The organism is Aminobacter ciceronei (assembly GCF_014138625.1).
GTDB classification, from domain to species: domain Bacteria; phylum Pseudomonadota; class Alphaproteobacteria; order Rhizobiales; family Rhizobiaceae; genus Aminobacter; species Aminobacter ciceronei.
The window spans coordinates 124,121-141,394 of record NZ_JACJHY010000005.1; the positions used below are offsets into that span (position 1 = coordinate 124,121).

General features: G+C 62.9%; 19 protein-coding genes. 12 read left to right on the forward strand and 7 right to left on the reverse strand.

Annotated elements, in window-relative coordinates:
• The first annotated feature begins 95 nt into the window (after positions 1-95).
• The 5 genes from pstC (at position 96) to phoB (ending at position 5,255) form a co-directional block, all read left to right on the forward strand.
• A complete protein-coding gene (pstC, locus tag HNQ95_RS07405) occupies positions 96-1,562 on the forward strand; it encodes a phosphate ABC transporter permease subunit PstC (protein WP_154385681.1) in 1,467 nt (488 codons plus the stop codon).
• Positions 1,559-2,875 carry a phosphate ABC transporter permease PstA gene (gene pstA, locus HNQ95_RS07410; RefSeq protein WP_182573774.1) on the forward strand — a complete coding sequence of 439 codons (1,317 nt, stop codon included), beginning with the start codon at positions 1,559-1,561 and terminating at the stop codon, positions 2,873-2,875. Before pstC ends, pstA begins: the two co-directional genes overlap by 4 nt.
• Positions 2,876-2,899: 24 nt before the next feature.
• On the forward strand, positions 2,900-3,724 hold the full coding sequence (gene pstB / locus HNQ95_RS07415) for a phosphate ABC transporter ATP-binding protein PstB (protein ID WP_154385679.1): 825 nt from the start codon (positions 2,900-2,902) through the stop codon (positions 3,722-3,724).
• A 38-nt stretch (positions 3,725-3,762) separates the two neighbouring features.
• Complete coding sequence (gene phoU, locus HNQ95_RS07420; protein ID WP_067957295.1) at positions 3,763-4,467, forward strand: phosphate signaling complex protein PhoU; 705 nt, start codon at positions 3,763-3,765, stop codon at positions 4,465-4,467.
• A 98-nt stretch (positions 4,468-4,565) separates the two neighbouring features.
• On the forward strand, positions 4,566-5,255 hold the full coding sequence (gene phoB / locus HNQ95_RS07425; protein ID WP_067957297.1) for a phosphate regulon transcriptional regulator PhoB: 690 nt from the start codon (positions 4,566-4,568) through the stop codon (positions 5,253-5,255).
• Positions 5,256-5,281: 26 nt separating this feature from the next.
• On the opposite strand, the gene HNQ95_RS07430 is transcribed toward phoB, so the two are convergent.
• Positions 5,282-6,523: an ROK family protein gene (locus tag HNQ95_RS07430; protein WP_067957299.1), complete on the reverse strand. Its 1,242-nt coding sequence runs from the start codon at positions 6,521-6,523 to the stop codon at positions 5,282-5,284.
• A gap of 248 nt (positions 6,524-6,771) precedes the next feature.
• Here HNQ95_RS07430 and xylF point away from each other — a divergent pair, with 248 nt between their 5' ends.
• The 4 genes from xylF (at position 6,772) to HNQ95_RS07450 (ending at position 11,837) form a co-directional block, all read left to right on the forward strand.
• Positions 6,772-7,812, forward strand: a complete 1,041-nt coding sequence (gene xylF / locus HNQ95_RS07435) for a D-xylose ABC transporter substrate-binding protein (protein ID WP_067957302.1) — start codon at positions 6,772-6,774, stop codon at positions 7,810-7,812.
• A 140-nt stretch (positions 7,813-7,952) separates the two neighbouring features.
• Entirely contained in the window at positions 7,953-9,305 is a 1,353-nt protein-coding gene (locus HNQ95_RS07440) for a sugar ABC transporter permease (RefSeq protein ID WP_067957307.1), read from the forward strand.
• Positions 9,306-9,326: 21 nt separating this feature from the next.
• Positions 9,327-10,115 carry an ATP-binding cassette domain-containing protein gene (locus HNQ95_RS07445; protein ID WP_067957308.1) on the forward strand — a complete coding sequence of 263 codons (789 nt, stop codon included), beginning with the start codon at positions 9,327-9,329 and terminating at the stop codon, positions 10,113-10,115.
• Between the two features lie 120 nt (positions 10,116-10,235).
• Positions 10,236-11,837, forward strand: coding sequence for a CHASE domain-containing protein (locus tag HNQ95_RS07450; RefSeq protein ID WP_182573775.1), 1,602 nt, complete (start codon positions 10,236-10,238; stop codon positions 11,835-11,837).
• A gap of 87 nt (positions 11,838-11,924) precedes the next feature.
• On the opposite strand, the gene HNQ95_RS07455 is transcribed toward HNQ95_RS07450, so the two are convergent.
• The 5 genes from HNQ95_RS07455 to HNQ95_RS07475 form a co-directional block, all read right to left on the reverse strand.
• The gene (locus HNQ95_RS07455; protein ID WP_067957313.1) at positions 11,925-12,170 is read right to left on the reverse strand and encodes a YMGG-like glycine zipper-containing protein; all 246 of its coding nucleotides are present in this window, start codon (positions 12,168-12,170) and stop codon (positions 11,925-11,927) included.
• Positions 12,171-12,330: 160 nt separating this feature from the next.
• Positions 12,331-12,651: a hypothetical protein gene (locus HNQ95_RS07460; RefSeq protein ID WP_067957315.1), complete on the reverse strand. Its 321-nt coding sequence runs from the start codon at positions 12,649-12,651 to the stop codon at positions 12,331-12,333.
• Between the two features lie 98 nt (positions 12,652-12,749).
• The gene (locus tag HNQ95_RS07465) at positions 12,750-13,721 is read right to left on the reverse strand and encodes a sensor histidine kinase (RefSeq protein WP_312870915.1); all 972 of its coding nucleotides are present in this window, start codon (positions 13,719-13,721) and stop codon (positions 12,750-12,752) included.
• Between the two features lie 226 nt (positions 13,722-13,947).
• Positions 13,948-14,112, reverse strand: coding sequence for a DUF1328 domain-containing protein (locus HNQ95_RS07470; protein WP_018429836.1), 165 nt, complete (start codon positions 14,110-14,112; stop codon positions 13,948-13,950).
• A 75-nt stretch (positions 14,113-14,187) separates the two neighbouring features.
• The gene (locus HNQ95_RS07475) at positions 14,188-14,982 is read right to left on the reverse strand and encodes a response regulator (RefSeq protein ID WP_067957319.1); all 795 of its coding nucleotides are present in this window, start codon (positions 14,980-14,982) and stop codon (positions 14,188-14,190) included.
• Between the two features lie 195 nt (positions 14,983-15,177).
• On the opposite strand from HNQ95_RS07475, the gene HNQ95_RS07480 reads away from it, so the two are divergent.
• Together HNQ95_RS07480 and HNQ95_RS07485 are read left to right on the forward strand one after the other, a co-directional pair.
• Entirely contained in the window at positions 15,178-15,375 is a 198-nt protein-coding gene (locus tag HNQ95_RS07480) for a NepR family anti-sigma factor (protein WP_154385735.1), read from the forward strand.
• 6 nt (positions 15,376-15,381) lie between these two features.
• A complete protein-coding gene (locus tag HNQ95_RS07485; protein WP_067957322.1) occupies positions 15,382-15,930 on the forward strand; it encodes an RNA polymerase sigma factor in 549 nt (182 codons plus the stop codon).
• Here the strand turns inward: HNQ95_RS07485 and HNQ95_RS07490 are convergent.
• The gene (locus HNQ95_RS07490) at positions 15,916-16,299 is read right to left on the reverse strand and encodes a response regulator (RefSeq protein WP_067957325.1); all 384 of its coding nucleotides are present in this window, start codon (positions 16,297-16,299) and stop codon (positions 15,916-15,918) included. The genes HNQ95_RS07485 and HNQ95_RS07490 overlap by 15 nt on opposite strands.
• 147 nt (positions 16,300-16,446) lie before the next feature.
• Here HNQ95_RS07490 and HNQ95_RS07495 point away from each other — a divergent pair, with 147 nt between their 5' ends.
• Positions 16,447-17,208 (forward strand): Crp/Fnr family transcriptional regulator, encoded by a 762-nt coding sequence (locus HNQ95_RS07495; RefSeq protein WP_182573777.1) that lies wholly within the window; start codon positions 16,447-16,449, stop codon positions 17,206-17,208.
• The last annotated feature ends 66 nt before the right edge of the window (positions 17,209-17,274 follow it).

Sequence of the window (17,274 nt, forward strand, 5' to 3'; positions counted from 1 at the left end):
ACTGCCACGGGGCGTCGGAAAAATCCGGCGCCCCGTGGAATATTTCGCCGACTGTCCCGTTCGGCACAAAGAACCGAATTCACCGAGGCCGGCCCATGTCATTCCTGCTTGTCTTCGCCATCGTGCTCGCAATAGGCTTGGCCGCCTTCGTGGTTGGCCGGCAAAGGGCGCGCGCGCAGGATGATGGAACCGTCAAGCCGCACTCGCGGGCGCACTACCATGGCTGGTGGGCATTCCTGACCGGCGTCGTGCCGGCGGTGCTGTTCCTCGCCGCCTGGGACATCGGCGCCAGCGCCTATCTCAACAGCCACATCCATTCGTCCCTGCCGGCCGATGTCGCAGACGGCACCGTCGCGCATGAAGATCTGTCCGCAGGCCTGGTCAAGAGCCTCGCCAGCGGATTGCGCAAGCTCGACAGCCAGACGCTTGCAACACTGCCCTCGACCTTTACCGAGCTGCAGCCGATGCTTGCCGCCAAGGGCGTGGCGCTGGCTCCCGACACACAGGACTACATGATTCCGATCGCGACTGAGACCAACAGCGTCTCCGACCGCCTCGGCATGATCTCGGCCGTCGTCTCGATCGGCCTCGCCCTGATCGGCGTCGGCTTCGGGCTGAAGGGCATCAGCCCGCGCGCCAGGGCACGCAACAATGTCGAGAAGGTGATGCTGTGGAGCCTGCTCGGCGCCTCGACGCTCGCCATTCTCACGACCATCGGCATCGTTTTGTCGATGCTGTTCCAGACGATCGCCTTTTTCGAGAAGGTGCCGCTGACCAACTTCTTCTTCGGCGCGGTGTGGGATCCGCGCTTCGCCGCTGCTGGTGCGGGCGCCAGCGAAGGCCAGTTCGGCCTGATCCCGCTGCTTGCCGGCACGCTCTACATTGCCTTCGTCGCGCTGCTGGTCGCAGTGCCGATCGGCCTGATGTCGGCGGTCTACATGTCGGAATACGCAGCACCCAAGGTACGCGCGGTGGTCAAGCCGGCGCTCGAGCTGCTCGCCGGCATCCCGACAATCGTCTATGGTATCTTCGCGCTCGTCACGCTTGGGCCTTTCCTGCGCGACATCAGCGCGGCGCTCACCGGCGGCACCCCGTTCATCCAGGCGCAGTCGATCCTGACCGCCGGCCTGGTCATGGGCGTGATGCTGATCCCGGTGGTCTCTTCGCTCTCCGATGACATCATCACCGCCGTGCCGCGCGCCATGCGCGACGGCTCGCTCGGCCTTGGCGCCACGCGCTCGGAAACAATCAAGCGCGTCATCCTCCCAGCCGCTCTCCCGGGCATCGTCGGCGCCATCCTTCTGACCGCCTCGCGCGCCATCGGCGAAACGATGATCGTGGTGCTGGCAGCGGGCGTTGCCGCCAACCTGACACTCAACCCTTTCGAGGCGATGACCACCATCACCGTCAAGATCGTCAACCAGCTGACCGGCGATCTTGAATTCAACACGCCGCAGACGCTCGTCGCCTTCGCGCTCGGCATCACGCTGTTCGCGCTGACGCTGGTGATGAACATCGTCGCCCTTTACATCGTCCGGAAGTACCGGGAGCAGTACGAATGACCGATATTTCGCTCGACACGCTGACCGCGTCAGCTGCCCGTCCGCGCCGCGACATCGGCCTCAAGAAGCGCTATGCCGCCGAACGCCGCTTCCGACTCTATGGTGTGCTGGCGATCGCCATCGGCCTGGCCTTCCTGGCAGTGATGCTGACCTCGATCGTTTCCAAGGGCTACACGGCCTTCTGGCAGACGACGGTGACGCTGCCGATCAACTTCGACGAAAAGATCATCGACCCGTCCAACAAGCGGGCGACCGATCCGAATGTGCTGATCACTGCGAACTATCCCAAGCTCGCCGAACAGGCGCTGATCGAGAAGCTCGGCATCGACCCGAACAACAAGGCCGATGTGCGCAAGCTCAAGGGCTTCCTGTCCGACAGCTCGCGGGTCCAGCTCCGGGCGATCGTCGCCGCCGACCCGTCGGTCATCGGCACGACCCGCAACGTCGACATCCTCGCCGCCGCCAATCTCGACTCGGCCTTCAAGGGTCAGATCGACCTCGACGTGCCGGAAAGCCGCCGCAAGGTGTCGGACCAGCAGGTCGAGTGGATGAACAAGCTCAAGGCCGAAGGCGTGATGGCCGAGCACTTCAATACCGGTCTGTTCAGCTACGGCGCATCAAGCCGTCCTGAAACCTCGGGCGTCGGCGTAGCCCTCATCGGTTCGTTCTACATGATGGTGATCGTGCTCTTGCTGGCGCTGCCGATCGGCGTCGCCGCCTCGATCTATCTCGAGGAATTCGCCAAGAAGAGCCGCTTCACCGACCTGATCGAGGTCAACATCAACAACCTCGCCGCCGTGCCGTCGATCGTCTTCGGTCTGCTCGGCCTGGCCGTGTTCATCAATTTCCTCGGCCTGCCGCGTTCGGCATCCTTCGTCGGCGGCCTGGTGCTGACGCTGATGACGCTGCCGACCATCATCATCGCGACGCGCGCCGCCTTGGCTGCCGTGCCGCCGTCGATCCGCTCGGCAGCGCTTGGCCTTGGCGCCTCGAAGATGCAGATGGTGTTCCAGCACATCCTGCCACTGGCCGCCCCCGGCATCCTGACCGGCACGATCATCGGCCTGGCGCGTGCGCTCGGCGAGACAGCACCGCTGCTCTTAATCGGCATGGTCGCCTTCGTTGCCGACTATCCCAAGACGCCGTTCGATCCCGCAACCGCACTTCCGGTGCAGATCTACATGTGGGCGAACGAGGCCGAACGCGCCTTTGTCGAGCGCATGTCGGGCGCCATCATCATTCTTCTCATCTTCCTCATGGCCATGAACATCGTCGCCATCGTCCTGCGCCGCCGCTTCGAGCGCCGCTGGTAGGGCATGGACAAGGAGCATCCTGCTATGAACATCATGACCGAAAAATCCCTCGACGACGCGGTGAATGCTGAGATGAACGCCAGAACGAACGAAATCATCAAGATGCGCGGCGACAAGGTGACCGTGCACTATGGCGAGAAGCAAGCGCTGTTCGGCGTCGATCTCGACGTTCGCCAGAATCAGGTGACGGCGCTGATCGGCCCGTCGGGCTGCGGCAAGTCGACCTTCCTGCGCTGCCTCAATCGCATGAACGACACCATCGACGCAGCCCGCGTCGGCGGCAAGATCACCCTCGACAGCGAAGACATCTACGATCCCAAGATCGACGTCGTCGAGCTGCGTGCCCGCGTCGGCATGGTGTTCCAGAAGCCGAACCCGTTCCCGAAGTCGATCTACGAGAACGTCGCCTACGGCCCGCGCATCCATGGTCTCGCCAAGAACAAGGCCGAGCTCGACGTGATCGTCGAGAAGAGCCTGCAGAAGGCCGCTCTGTGGAATGAAGCCAAGGACCGCCTCAACGAGCCGGGCACCGGCCTGTCGGGCGGCCAGCAGCAGCGCCTGTGCATCGCGCGCGCCATCGCCGTTTCGCCCGAGGTGATCCTGATGGACGAGCCGTGTTCGGCGCTCGACCCTATCGCCACCGCCAAGGTCGAGGAGCTGATCGACGAACTGCGCGAGAACTACACGATCGTCATCGTCACGCACTCGATGCAGCAGGCGGCGCGCGTGTCGCAGCGCACGGCGATGTTCCACCTCGGCTATCTCGTCGAGGAAGGCCCGACCGACAAGATGTTCACCAACCCCGACGACAAGCGGACGCAGGACTACATCACCGGCCGCTTCGGCTGAGTGGGTTTCGTCGCGGCACACGATACGAGGAAGAAATCATGGGCGAACATACAGTCCGGTCCTTCGACGAAGAACTTCAGCACGTCGACCAGCTCATCCGCGACATGGGCGATCTTTCCGGCGCAATGGTGGCCGGCGCCATCCGCGCGCTTCTCACATCCGACCAGGCACTGGCGCAAAACGTCGTTGCCGACGATACGATCATGGACGCCAAGCAGCGCGATCTCGACAATTCGGCGATCACGCTGATCGCCAAGCGCCAGCCGATGGCGCAGGATTTGCGCGCCGTGGTCGGTGCCATCCGCATGGCGGGTGACCTCGAGCGCATCGGCGACCTCGCCAAGAACATTGCCAAGCGCGTCGGCGCCGTCGGCCAGTCGCCGACCCCGCGCAATCTCTCGCATTCGATCGATGCGATGGCGCAGCTGGTGCTTGGCCAGGTTCGCGGCGTCGTCGATCTCTATGTCGCGCGTCAGGCCGAGGGCCTGAAGGATCTGCGCGCCGACGACCAGAAGATCGACATCCAGTACACCGCCGTGTTCCGCGAACTCCTGACCTACATGATGGAAGATCCGCGCAACATCACGGCCTGCACGCATCTGCTGTTCTGCGCCAAGAACCTCGAGCGCATCGGCGACCATGTCACCAACATCGCCGAGAACGCCTATTTCGTCGTGACGGGTACGCAGCTGCCGCTGAACCGGCCCAAGGTCGACGAGACCACGACGACGGTTCCGGCCTGAGCATTTCCGCAACCGCATGCGTTTGGCGCGGGGGCGCTGCATAGGTTAAATCAGCGCATGGTCCAGAAGCGGCCATGCGCAAGGACAAGGTATAGCCAATGATCGCTCCCAAGGTCATGGTCGTCGAAGACGAAGAGCCGCTGGGCGTGCTGCTTCGCTACAATCTCGAATCCGAAGGCTATCAGGTCGAGGTCGTCACGCGTGGCGACGAGGCCGAGATCCGGCTCCAGGAAAACGTGCCCGACCTGCTGGTGCTCGACTGGATGGTGCCGGCGCTGTCGGGTATCGAACTGTGCCGCCGGCTCAGGATGCGTCCCGACACCGAACGCCTGCCGATCATCATGCTGACGGCGCGGGGCGAGGAAAGCGACAGGGTGCGCGGGCTTTCGACCGGGGCCGACGACTACCTGGTCAAGCCGTTCTCGACGCCGGAATTCATGGCGCGCGTCAAGGCGCTGCTGCGCCGGGCCAAACCCGAGGTGCTGTCCTCGGTGCTCAAGGTCGGCGACATCATGCTCGACCGCGAGTCGCACCGCGTCTACCGCAAGAAGAGCGAGATCAAGCTCGGGCCGACCGAATTCCGCTTGCTCGAATTCATGATGCGGCACCCGGGCCGCGTGTTCTCGCGCAGCCAGTTGCTCGACAATGTCTGGGGCGAGACGATCTATATCGACGAGCGCACCGTTGACGTGCATGTCGGGCGCCTGCGCAAGGCGGTCAACAACGGCCGCATGCCTGACGTGATCCGGACCATTCGCGGTGCCGGCTACGCCATCCGCGAGGACTGAGCCGCTTCGGGCTCTTTTCCGCTCAGCTAGGCGACGTCGGCACCGGCACGGCGTGGAGCCGTGCCTGCGGCAAAAATCTCCTGATCAACGGCAAGCAGCGCGCGCATCATCGCGCCCTCGCGTTTGAGCGGAACCTCGTTGGGTTCGGTGTCGAAGGAGATCGCCTTCGAGTGCAGCCCGCCCGCCGTCTTGGCGATGGCCGCGCGCACATGTGGCTCCATGATGTCGAAGGCGGTTGCGCCGACGCCGACGAAGGCGAGGGGGGCCGGGTCGAACAGCGCAAACATCGAGCCGAGTCCAAAGCCGATGGCTTCGCCGGCCTTGCGAAAGGCCTCGCGTTCGGGGCCATCATGGTCACGTGCCGCATCGGCCACGGCCCTGATGTCGTCGTCGGACAGGTCGGCCAGCGGCTCGGCATTCTCGTCGCCAACCCTTGCGTTGCGCCAGATGGCGTAGTTGCCGGCATAGGCCTCGATGCAGCCGCGGCGGCCGCAGCGGCAAAGCGCGCCGTCCGGGCGGTGGATCATGTGGCCGAACTCGGCACCCGACGACTGCGTGCCGGTGAACAGCTCGCCCTTGATGACGAGGCCCATGCCGATGCCGTGCGAGAGCAGGATGGCGATGAAGTCGTCGCGATAACGCACCGGATCTCGCCAGCGCAGGGCCTCGGCGATCATGTTGCAGTCGTTCTCAACCGAAACAGGTACGCCGAACTCCTGCTCCAGCCGGTCGGCGAAGGGGATGTCGTCGTAGCGGGTGATCGGAGACCACAACAGCTTGCGCGAGGCGGCGTCGGTGATGCCCTGGACGGCGATGGCGATGCGTAGGACGGCGCCGCCCGAAGCACCGGCGCTGTCGATCAGGCGCCGGACCATTCCGACGCATTCGTCGACCAGCGCCTCGGCAGGCATCTGCTGCGTGACAAGCCGCCGGGTCTCTTCGGTCACGGTGTTGCCGGCATAGTCGATGATGGCGGCGGACAGGCTGTTGAGCGAGAGCACGACCGCAACGACAGACGCAGCGTCGGCATCGAGCATCAACCCGACCTGCGGCCGCCCCCGTTTCATGGAGACGGGTTCGCTGAACTTGGCCTCGGCAAGGATGCCTTCTGATATGAGATCGGAGGAAATCGTCGAGATCGTCGAATGGCTGAGGCCGGTGGTGGCAGCGATTTCGGTGCGCGATGGCTGGCTGGCTCGGCGAACCGCGGATATAACCATGGCGCGGTTGCGCCGTCTCAGATCGTCGTGACGTATGCCGACCGACATGTGCTCTCTTCCTCCCGGCGAAGCGCTGCCCTTCTTAAGCGGCAGTCCCTTACGCGCCAAGTGATTGTGACAGAGCCAGCGCCAAATGTCTCTATTTATTTCGGGCTCCGAAAAAAATAAGGAGCGCTCGCGAAACCATGTTGACAGTGGCCGGGCATTGAGTCAGTATTTTTTCGAGGCTCGAAAAAAAGAGCTTCTCCAAGGGCTATCGCGAAGTAGGCGCGCCCATTGGGCGCAGGGAGGAAATAATGAAAAAGTTTACCACCGCCATCCTGGCGGGCGTTGCCATGACTCTGTCGCTTACGGCAGTGGCTTCGGCAAAGGACAAGGTCATCGGCGTCTCCTGGTCGAACTTCCAGGAAGAGCGCTGGAAGACCGACGAAGCCGCCATGAAGGCCGCCATCGAGGCCGCCGGCGACAAGTACATCTCGGCTGACGCGCAGTCGTCGCCGGCCAAGCAGCTGACCGACGTCGAAAGCCTGATCTCCCAGGGCGCCAACGCCCTGATCATCCTGGCTCAGGACGCCTCGGCCATCGGACCGGCTGTCGACAAGGCCGTCGCCGAAGGCATTCCTGTTGTCGGCTACGACCGCCTGATCGAGAACAAGGACGCCTTCTACCTGACCTTCGACAACAAGGAAGTCGGCCGCATGCAGGCCAAGGGCGTGTTCGCCGCCAAGCCTGAAGGCAACTACGTCTTCATCAAGGGCAGCGGTGCAGATCCGAACGCCGACTTCCTGTTCGCCGGGCAGATGGAAGTGCTCAAGGAAGCCGTCGACGCCGGCAAGATCAAGAATGTCGGCGAGGCCTATACCGATGGCTGGCTGCCGGCCAATGCCCAGAAGAACATGGAACAGTTCCTGACCGCCAACGACAACAAGATCGACGCGGTCGTGGCTTCGAACGACGGCACCGCCGGTGGCGCGATCGCAGCGCTTCAGGCACAGGGCCTTGCCGGCTCGGTGCCGGTGTCGGGCCAGGACGGCGACCATGCCGCGCTGAACCGCATCGCGCTCGGCACTCAGACCGTCTCGGTGTGGAAGGACGCGCGCGAGCTCGGCAAGAACGCCGCCGAAATCGCCTCGCAGCTCGCCGATGGCAAGAAGATGGAAGAGATCGCCAACGTCACCAAGTTCAAGACGCCTGGCGGCCTCGAGCTGAACTCGGTCTTCCTGACGCCTGTTCCGATCACCAAGGACAACCTCGACGTCGTCATCGACGCCGGCTGGGTTGGCAAGGACGTGGTCTGCCAGGGCGTGGCGGCCGGTTCGGTCGCAGCCTGCAACTGAGATCGGTTCGATCCGGTCGGTCAAACGCCGCGGCTTGCCCGCGGCGTTTTTCAAAAGCGCCCGCTTCATGACATGGCGGATTGACCCTATCATGCGCACACCGGCTGCCGCTTAGACGGCTATCCGGTCGGGAGGTAACAATGACAGACACGACAACCAACGCGCCGGCAGACCGAGCGCGAACGACCGAACTCGGCCCGGTCGGACGCTTTCTCAAGGCAACCGAGATCGATACGCGCATGCTCGGCATGGTCGGTGCGCTGCTCCTGATCTGGGTCGGGCTGCAGGTGATTTCGAGCTTGCGCCTTGGCGTCAACCCGTTCGAATTCGACAGCCGCACCTTCCTGACCGCCCGCAATCTGTGGAACCTGTCGGTGCAAGCGTCTGCCGTGGCGATTATGGCGACCGGCATGGTGCTGGTTATCGTCATGCGCAATATCGACCTGTCGGTCGGGTCGGCCGAAGGCCTGATCGGCATGGTGATGGGCTTTGCCCAGGTGCATTTCCTGGTCAAAGCCGTCGGTCTCGAACTTGGTAATCCGTGGATCTGGGCGTTGGCACTTGCCATTGGTATTGCGCTTGGCCTGATGATAGGCGCGCTGCAAGGTTTCGTCATCGCCTACATGGAGGTTCCTGCCTTCATCGTGACGCTGGGCGGATTGCTGATCTGGCGCGGGGCGGCCTGGTGGGTCACGTCAGGCCAGACGATCGCGCCGCTCGATGCCACCTTCCAGCTCATGGGTGGTGGTCCGCAGGGCGCCATCGGAGCGACGTGGAGTTGGATCGTCGGCCTTGTCGCATGCCTGGCTGTGGTGTTCCTGCTGCTGCGTGGCCGCCAGCAACGCAAGCGCTTCAAGTTTCCGCTGCGGCCGGTCTGGGCAGAGGCATTGCTCGGCGCCGTTACCTGCGGGGTCATCCTTGGCGCGATCTGGATCGCCAACTCCTACCCTTGGCCGATCGGTATCGTGCGTCGCTACGCCGAGGCCAACGGCATTACCATCCCTGAAGGCGGCCTGTTCATCGCCCACGGCATCGCCATTCCCGTCCTGATCGCGGTGGCAGTGGGCATCGTCATGACCTTCGTCACCAACCGCACACGCTTTGGCCGCTATGTCTTCGCCATCGGCGGCAACCCGGAAGCAGCCAACCTCGCCGGTATCAACACGCGCTGGATCACCATGAAGGTGTTCATGATCATGGGCGTGCTGGCGGCGATCTCAGCGGCAGTCTCCAGTGCTCGCCTGAACTCGGCTACCAACTCGCTCGGTACCCTGGACGAACTGCTGGTCATCGCGGCAGCGGTCATTGGCGGCACCTCGCTCGCCGGTGGCTCCGGCACCGTTGCCGGTGCCATGCTGGGTGCGCTTCTGATGCAGTCATTGCAGTCGGGCATGGTGCTGCTCAACATCGACACGCCGCTGCAGAACATCGTCGTTGGCCTGGTGCTGGTCGTGGCCGTCTGGCTCGACACGCTCTATCGCAAGCGCGTCTAACGAAATCCGGGAGCCAAGATCATGGAACAGACCCGTATCCCGCTCGTCGACCTCAAGAACATCTCCATCGCCTTCGGCGGCATCCGTGCCGTCGACGATGCTTCGGTCGACCTCTATCCCGGTGAAGTGGTGGCGCTGCTCGGTCACAATGGTGCCGGCAAGTCGACGCTGATCAAGATCCTGTCGGGTGCCTACAAGCGCGACGCCGGCACCATCATGGTCCGGGGCGAGGAGGCCGCGATCTCCAACCCGCGCGACGCCAAGAAATACGGCATCGAGACGATCTACCAGACATTGGCGCTGGCCGACAATGTCGATGCCGCCGCCAACCTCTTCCTCGGCCGCGAGATCATGACCGCCTATGGCACGCTCGACGACGTCGCCATGGAAGCCGAGGCGCGCAAGGTGATGGGCCGGCTCAACCCGCGCTTCCAGCGCTTCAAGGAGCCGGTCAGCAAACTCTCCGGTGGCCAGCGTCAGTCTGTGGCGATCGCACGTGCCATCCTGTTCAATGCCCGCATACTGATCATGGACGAGCCGACGGCAGCCCTTGGACCACAGGAGACGGCGCAGGTCGGCGAACTGGTCAAGCAGCTCAAGGCCGATGGCATCGGCATCTTTCTCATCAGCCACGACATCCACGACGTGTTCGATCTCGCCGACCGTGTCTGCGTGATGAAGAACGGCCAGGTCGTCGGCACGGCCCGCACCGAGGACGTGACCAAGGATGAGGTGTTGGGCATGATCATTCTCGGCAAGTGTCCGCCTGGCGCAACGCCCGGACCGGGGGCAATGCAGATCGCTGCCTGAACAGGCCCTTTGCCGGCTCAGGCAGGCCGCACGTCTGGCTCAATGCACGATCGCGAAAAGCAGTTTCACCTTTGCGCGATCGTGCTTTAATGGTGCGTGGGTGACGCGAGCCAGCCGGAATTGAGAAAGTACTTCCCCAGTCTGATCTTTATCGCCGTGACCCTCGTCAGCCTGACGATGGCCGGGCTCGTGTATCTGGCGACCGTGGAGGCGGCGCGGATCAAGTTCCAGTCCGTCGCCGACGACGCGCTCAACCGCATCGAGGGCAGGCTGGAATTCGACCTTGCCTTGCTGCATGCGACGCAAGCGATGTTCGTGGCGCAGAAGGGCCATCTTTCGCGCGACCAGTTCCGCGACTATTTCGCTTCGCTCGATGCGGAGAAGAATTTCCCCAGCCTGCGCGGCATAGGCTTCCTCAGGCTGATCGAGACCAGCCAGAGCGAGACGGTCATGCGCGAACTGAAGGACGGCTACGGCATCGACCGGGCGCTGTTTCCTGAGACGACGCTGAACTGGCGGACGCCCATCGTGCTGTTCGAGCCGATGAGCAAGGCCAGCCTCGATGCGATGGGCTACGATATGGCAACCGACCCGCTGCGCCGGCCCGCCATCGAATCGGCAATGGCGGCCCAGGGCCAACCCAGGGCGACGGGCAGGGTGCTGCTCGGCCAGGGCGACAACGAGAAGCAGCCCGGGATCCTGGTGCTTTCACGCGTCGACCGCCCGGCGGCAGAAGGTCCGGCACCCGCTGGTTTTCTCTATGTCGCCTTCCGCACGTCGGAGCTTTTCCAGGCAGCACTCGGCAAGGCGCCGCTACTGCCGGTGGCGGTGGAGGTATTCGACGGGACGATGGGCGATGACACGCTTTTGTTCCGCTCGCAGGTGCCACCCGATCCCAGCTATGGCAACGAGTTTTCGGTGACGCGCGAGGCCAATGTCGCCGGCCGCAGATGGACCGTCAATTTCAGGCCGAGCACAGCGTTTGCGCCGCCATCGCCGCGTGCCGCGCCGCTGATGCTCGGGGTTTTCGGTCTCGTGCTGGCGGGTGCGATCGCGCTTGTCGCGCGCTATCAGCAGCGCGCCTATGAAGCCGCGGCGCAGTTGCACGAGACGACCGAAAAGAGCCTGCTGGAAAAGGACCTGATGCTTCAGGAAATGAAGCATCGCATCAAGAACTCGATTGCCCGCGTGCTGGCGATGGCGCGGCAGACCGCGGCGCACTCCGAGAACATCAATGACTTCTCGTCGTCCTTCTCGGCGCGGCTTCAGGCAATGGCAGCATCGCAGGACATGCTGACACGCTCGCGCTGGCAAAAGGCCGATCTCAGCGAATTGCTGCGCATCGAGTTGGGCCAGGTGTTCGGCAAGGAATTGCCGGAGGACATGATGAATGGTCCGACGGTCGAACTGGACGAGACGACGACGCAGGCACTTGGGCTGACCTTCCATGAGCTTGCGACCAACGCGTTGAAATATGGCGACGGCGACAACTCGGTTGGCGGCCTGAAGGTGAACTGGCGCATGAACGGCCAGGGCAAGAAACGGCGGCTGGTGCTCAATTGGGCCGAACGCAACGGCAATGGCGTATCGGAGCCTGAGAGGACCGGCTTTGGCACCAAGCTTATCGACATGAACATCACCCGCGAGCTCGATGGCAAGATCATGCGCCGCTACGCCAAGGACGGACTGCTGGTGGAGATCGACATACCCTATCGCGGCTGAACGCCGCGACATCGGCAAGAAGACCCGGTTCACAAAGAAAAACCCGGCGAGGCCAGAGCCTTCGCCGGGTTTTGTCTGCAAAGCCGTTTAGCGGCAGCGCGCTGTGTAAATCTGGCCACGGCTGTTGCGGTATTCGCAGTAGCCATTGCGCAGGTTGCGGACCAGCAGGCCCGAGGCCGCGCCGACGGCACCGCCGATGAGTGCGCCCCGGCCGCCGCCGATGAGAGCGCCGGCAACAGCACCTACGCCCGTGCCGGTGGCTACGTCGCGCTCGGTCGTCGTGCAGCCTGAGATTGCAACGACGGCTGCAACGACAAGGATAAGCTTCTTCATGTGGTCAGTCCTCTCACTTTAACATCGCCCGGTGAATACTTAGCGTATCGGTCCAAAAATCGGAATCGTTTTTCCGCTCGCCGCATCAATTCAACGGCTTAGCGTATCCGCATGATGTCGGCTCCTCGGTCTGAAGGGGATAGGCTGATACGCTTGCGCATCAGTGGAGATATGCCGGCTTGCCGCTCGCCGCATCCGCCGCCACGACGACGCTGGAAACCGACAGCGACGCTTCGAGCATACCGTTGGGCAGCACATTCCAGGTCAGTTGGTCGTAGTCGTCCTCTAGCGCGGGATCGACCTCGAGGCATTTGGCAAAGGCGCGTCTGTCGCGCGATGTGAACGCGGTCAGAACCTTCGGCAACTCGGCCTGGCAGGCGTCATATGCCTCGAACAAGGGCGCTGGCGCCGGTGTCTCGCGGCAACCCGTCAAATCCTGCGAGCAGGAAACGACCAACAGAAACGCTGCGATGTGTTCCATGACAAACCACCTCGGCCAAGAAACGGCGCGTGGCGGGCAAAAGTTCCGTGATCCAATCGAGCTAAACCGTTTGAATCTCCGGTGTCATGTGGCGACGGCTAGTCCCTGTCGATTTCGAAGTTCGCCTGGGGCATGACGAGGCGGTATTGCACCCTGTCGACGCCGATTTCGAGTACGGCACTGCCGCTCAGCGCCGCCGGCACGACGCGCTCGAGCGCGACCGAGCCGAAGCGCTTCTTGCGTGTCGTCGCGTCGGCAGTCGGGCCGATTGCTTCCGACCAATGCAGCGCCAACTGCCCTTCGCCATCGGGACCGGATACCCTGCTGGCCGTCACCTCGACGTGACCGTCTGCACGCGAAAGCGCGCCAAAGCTCACTGAATTGACCGCCAGCTCGTGCACGGCAAGACCGATATGCAGGGCGGCATTGGGGGTGAGATAGGGATCCTCGCCAAGGATGTGGACGGCATGCTCGGTGTCGCTACTGTAGCGTTTGACCTGGCCGATTACGAGTTCGCGAAAGCCTGCGCCGCGCCAGTTCGACGACGTGACCAGATCCTGCGACGAGGCGAGCGACTGCAGCCGGCCGCGAAAACGCTCGAGGAAGACGTCGATGGAGCCGGAATAGTGACCGGTCTGGCTGGCAATGCTCTGGATGATGGCAAGCAGGTTCTTGGAGCGGTGGCTGACCTCGCGCAGCAGCGCCTTCAGCGTTTGCTCGCGCCGCTTCTGCTCTGTGGTTTCGATGACGGTGACGACGACACCCTGGACCTGGCCGCTCGACGAATGGTCGGCGTCGATACAGACATCGTACCAACGCATGCCTGCCGAGTTGTCGGCGATGCTGACCTCGAGCCCGTCCGAATTGCCGGTGGCAAGGACGTTCTTCTTTGCAGCCACGAGCCGGTCGGCCTGCTGTTGCGGCAGGGAGTTGGCCGTCCCGGACTGCTCTTCCAGCACCTCCGCCCAAGGCGGCTGCAGATTTTGTGACCACACCGTCTGCAGGGTGTGATCCTGGTAAAGCACGGCGATGCCGGCATTGCGGGAGACGTGGAGAAGAGCGGCGTCCAATCGTGAGCTCGGTCCCATTGATGCTGAGGGATTGGCCATGCCACGAGAGCCTTTGCTCTGCTTCTTGCGGTTCAGCCGAATGATTTCGGCTGGAACCAAATGGGACCGCCGGGTAACGCGTCAGTGCTGAGCGCTACCCGGCGGCGCTGGACTCCGACTGAGGGGGCCGGCTTCCAGTCTCGGGTTGGTTCTTCATGTTACCGACGTCATCACGTTACCGACGTCATCACGCGCGCCTGAACAGGCCCGCAATGAGCGAGATGACAAGAAACGCCAGGAAGATGAAGAACAAGATTTGCGCGATGCCGGCAGAAGTTCCGGCGATACCGCCGAAGCCGAGGGCGCCGGCGATAATCGCGACGACAAGGAATACGAGCGCCCAATACAGCATGATCTATCTCCTTCAAATGATGAATGAAAAACGTGCCGCCGCAAGGATGGTTCCCTGAGGCGAGGCCAAAAAGCCCTATGCCGCAGCCTTTGCCTGTCTGTCAAAGAACAATGCCTGACTTATCAGCGCCTTGACCATTTCAGGGTTGAACGGCTTGGTGACGAGGAAGGCCGGCTCGGGGCGCTCGCCGGTCAGCAGGCGCTCGGGGAAGGCGGTGATGAAGATCACAGGCAACGGCGCTGACGACAGCATCTCGTTGACGGCGTCGATGCCCGAGCTGCCGTCCGCGAGCTGGATGTCGGCCAGGATCATCTTCGGGCGCGTCCGCTTGAACAGCGCTATCGCTTCCGCACGGGTGCGCGCCGTGCCGACGACGCGGTGGCCGAGGCTCTCCACCATCTCCTCGATGTCCATGGCGATCAGTGGTTCGTCCTCGATGATCAGGATGTCGGTCGCGACCTGGCGCGAGATTTCGCCGCTCGCTTCATGGAGCAGCTTGGTGAACTCTTCCTCGTCGGCGTCGAGCACTTCGGCAGCTTCAGCCTCGTTGAAACCTTCAACGGCAACCAGAAGGAATGCCTGGCGCGGACGCGGCGAGAGTGCGGAGAGATTGGCGGCAGCGCGCTTTTCCCAGGCCAGGCTCGGGCCATCCTGGGGAACGCGGATGGAGACTGAGGTGAAAAGACGGGCAAATATCTTGTAGAGCGCAATGCGATCGTTGGAAGCGGACGGGAACACATCGATGTCATCGATCAGTGCTTCGAGCATCGCAGCCACCAGCGCATCGCCGCTCTCCTGGGATCCTGCCACCGCACGCGAGAAGCGACGGAGATAAGGCAGGTGGGGGGCGATTCTCGTGGATAATGTCATGGTCGACGTCTCCCTCATGTGACGTTGCTGAAACTGTTGTGAAGCGACACACAACGCTTGGTCTGTGCAAAAGTTCCTCTTTTGTGGAACCTATCCGCATTTGAGGAGTTGGGTGCAAAATTCGATAAACCGCAAAGGTTGTTGCGCGCCGTTTGGGGCGGGACGTCCGACGGGGCAAAAGGGCAAAGCAAGCATATGACAAGGCAGACAAGTGGCGCCGCCAGCGCCAGGCCGAACCGTCTTCGCGACGGTGAGCCCCTTGGGGCAAATTCAGAAATCGGCCGCAAGCTCAAGCAATATTACGATGAACTGGTGTCCGACGAGGTGCCGGATCGATTTGCCCAGCTGTTGAGCCAGCTGGAACAAGCCGAACCTGAGCAGCAGAAGGACTGACCGGGCATGGCAGCTTCCCAAGGTTTCAAGGGCGACCTGCTCGCGACCATTCCTGGCCTGCGCGCTTTCGCCATGTCGCTGTCGCAGAACGCCGACAGGGCCGACGACCTTGTCCAGGAAACGCTGGTCAAGGCGTGGGACAAGCAGTCGAGCTTTCAGCCCGGCACCAACCTCAAGGCGTGGCTGTTCACCATCCTGCGCAATGAGTTCTATTCGCAGATGCGCAAGCGTGGCCGCGAGGTGCAGGACAGCGACGGCCTTCTGACCGCACGGCTCGCCGTGCATCCGAGCCAGCCCGGCCGACTTGATCTCGACGATTTCCGCAAGGCGCTCGAGCAACTGCCGGAAGACCAGCGCGAGGCGATCATCCTGATCGGCGCGTCGGGCTTTTCCTATGAAGAGGCGGCGGAAATCTGCGGCTGTGCCGTCGGCACCATCAAGAGCCGGGTCAGCCGCGCCCGCAACAGGCTGCAGGAGATACTGGACATCTCGGGCGAGGCCGACTACGGCCCCGACGCGATCGCGGCCCAGGTGATGGGCTCAACTGTCAGCTGAGCGCGCGCGCTTGCGAATGCTCTCGGTGACTGCCTCGATGAGATCGGCGCCGGCGTAAGGCTTGCTCACCAGGGTCACGTCAGGGAAGTCGACAAAGATCTCGTCAAGCTTGTCGTAGCCCGAAGCGAATACGAACGGAACGCCAGCCGCTTCCAGCGAGCGGGCGAAGTCGAAGGTCGGCTCGCCGCCGATCATGACGTCGATGATGGCGGCATCAAAGGGCGCGGAGATTTCACGTGCTTCGCGGAGATTGCCAGCGATGGCGACTTCGCCGGCGCCGTGGTCCCTGCAAAGCTGCTCGACGTCGAGTGCGATCAGCGCCTCGTCTTCGAGAACAAGTATACGCAGTCCTGAAAGCGGGCTCGACACGTCGTAGGGCACTCCATGGAATCGAAGCCGAACATGACGGCAGTCGCGGCTGCTGTCATTTAAAAAAGACATGCTGCGGCAGCGGCGCACCCGTGAGGAACCTTCGGCGCCATTAAGGCGTTGCCGGTCACATTTCTGGAGGAATTCATGGCCGAGCAAGGCATTCCGACCGACACTGTGCGGCAGGTTTCGTGCGAGAAGTGCCCGCTCAGGCCATTGCCGACCTTCCGGCCGTTCGACAATGACGAGCTGGCTTTTGTCAGCAGCTTCAAGCGCGGCGAGCTGTCCGTCGACAAGGGCGCGACGCTGCTTTCCGAAGGCAGCAACAGCGCCCATCTCTACACTGTGCTGGCGGGATGGGGGTTTCGCTACAAGCTGCTGGAGGACGGGCGCCGCCAGATTCTCAACTACGTGCTGCCTGGCGACATGATAGGCCTGCAGGGCAGCCTGATGGGCGAGATGCAGCACTCGGTGGAGGCGCTGTCGCCGATGCTTTTGTGCATGTTCGAGCGCGACAGGCTGATGGAGCTTTATCGCGGCTATCCGGGGCTGGCCTACGACATCACCTGGATCGCCTCGCGCGAGGAGCGCATGCTCGACGAGAACCTGTTGAGTGTCGGGCGCCGGTCAGCCCTGGAGCGAGCCGCCTATTTGCTGGCCTTCATTGCCAGCAGGGCGCGGAAGGTCGGCATGGACGGGACCGGCAAGGTGGAGATTCCGATCACCCAGCAGCACGTCGCCGACACGCTCGGACTGTCGCTGGTCCACACCAACAAGACCATCCGCAAGCTGATCGACCGCAAACTCGTGCAGTGGCGCGATGGCGGCTGCAAGGTGCTCGACATCGAGGGATTGATGGCGCTGGCGAACTGGGGCGGCCTCGACGAAGGTGTCCGCCCTCTGCTTTGACAGGAGCGTTGTCTTCTTGTGCTTGCGCAATTCCGGACGGGAAAACGCGGCCAATTTTTCCTGGAA

What these genes read in the sequence shown, in the direction of transcription:
- HNQ95_RS07480 (WP_154385735.1), top strand. Translation starts at nt 15,178, where the DNA reads ATGACAAGGCAGACAAGTGGCGCCGCCAGCGCCAGGCCGAACCGTCTT.
- pstC (WP_154385681.1), top strand. Translation starts at nt 96, where the DNA reads ATGTCATTCCTGCTTGTCTTCGCCATCGTGCTCGCAATAGGCTTGGCC.
- HNQ95_RS07440 (WP_067957307.1), top strand. Translation starts at nt 7,953, where the DNA reads ATGACAGACACGACAACCAACGCGCCGGCAGACCGAGCGCGAACGACC.
- HNQ95_RS07470 (WP_018429836.1), bottom strand. Translation starts at nt 14,112, where the DNA reads ATGCTGTATTGGGCGCTCGTATTCCTTGTCGTCGCGATTATCGCCGGC.
- HNQ95_RS07445 (WP_067957308.1), top strand. Translation starts at nt 9,327, where the DNA reads ATGGAACAGACCCGTATCCCGCTCGTCGACCTCAAGAACATCTCCATC.
- HNQ95_RS07460 (WP_067957315.1), bottom strand. Translation starts at nt 12,651, where the DNA reads ATGGAACACATCGCAGCGTTTCTGTTGGTCGTTTCCTGCTCGCAGGAT.
- phoU (WP_067957295.1), top strand. Translation starts at nt 3,763, where the DNA reads ATGGGCGAACATACAGTCCGGTCCTTCGACGAAGAACTTCAGCACGTC.
- HNQ95_RS07475 (WP_067957319.1), bottom strand. Translation starts at nt 14,982, where the DNA reads ATGACATTATCCACGAGAATCGCCCCCCACCTGCCTTATCTCCGTCGC.
- HNQ95_RS07485 (WP_067957322.1), top strand. Translation starts at nt 15,382, where the DNA reads ATGGCAGCTTCCCAAGGTTTCAAGGGCGACCTGCTCGCGACCATTCCT.
- xylF (WP_067957302.1), top strand. Translation starts at nt 6,772, where the DNA reads ATGAAAAAGTTTACCACCGCCATCCTGGCGGGCGTTGCCATGACTCTG.
- pstB (WP_154385679.1), top strand. Translation starts at nt 2,900, where the DNA reads ATGAACATCATGACCGAAAAATCCCTCGACGACGCGGTGAATGCTGAG.
- HNQ95_RS07430 (WP_067957299.1), bottom strand. Translation starts at nt 6,523, where the DNA reads ATGTCGGTCGGCATACGTCACGACGATCTGAGACGGCGCAACCGCGCC.
- HNQ95_RS07495 (WP_182573777.1), top strand. Translation starts at nt 16,447, where the DNA reads ATGGCCGAGCAAGGCATTCCGACCGACACTGTGCGGCAGGTTTCGTGC.
- pstA (WP_182573774.1), top strand. Translation starts at nt 1,559, where the DNA reads ATGACCGATATTTCGCTCGACACGCTGACCGCGTCAGCTGCCCGTCCG.
- HNQ95_RS07455 (WP_067957313.1), bottom strand. Translation starts at nt 12,170, where the DNA reads ATGAAGAAGCTTATCCTTGTCGTTGCAGCCGTCGTTGCAATCTCAGGC.
- phoB (WP_067957297.1), top strand. Translation starts at nt 4,566, where the DNA reads ATGATCGCTCCCAAGGTCATGGTCGTCGAAGACGAAGAGCCGCTGGGC.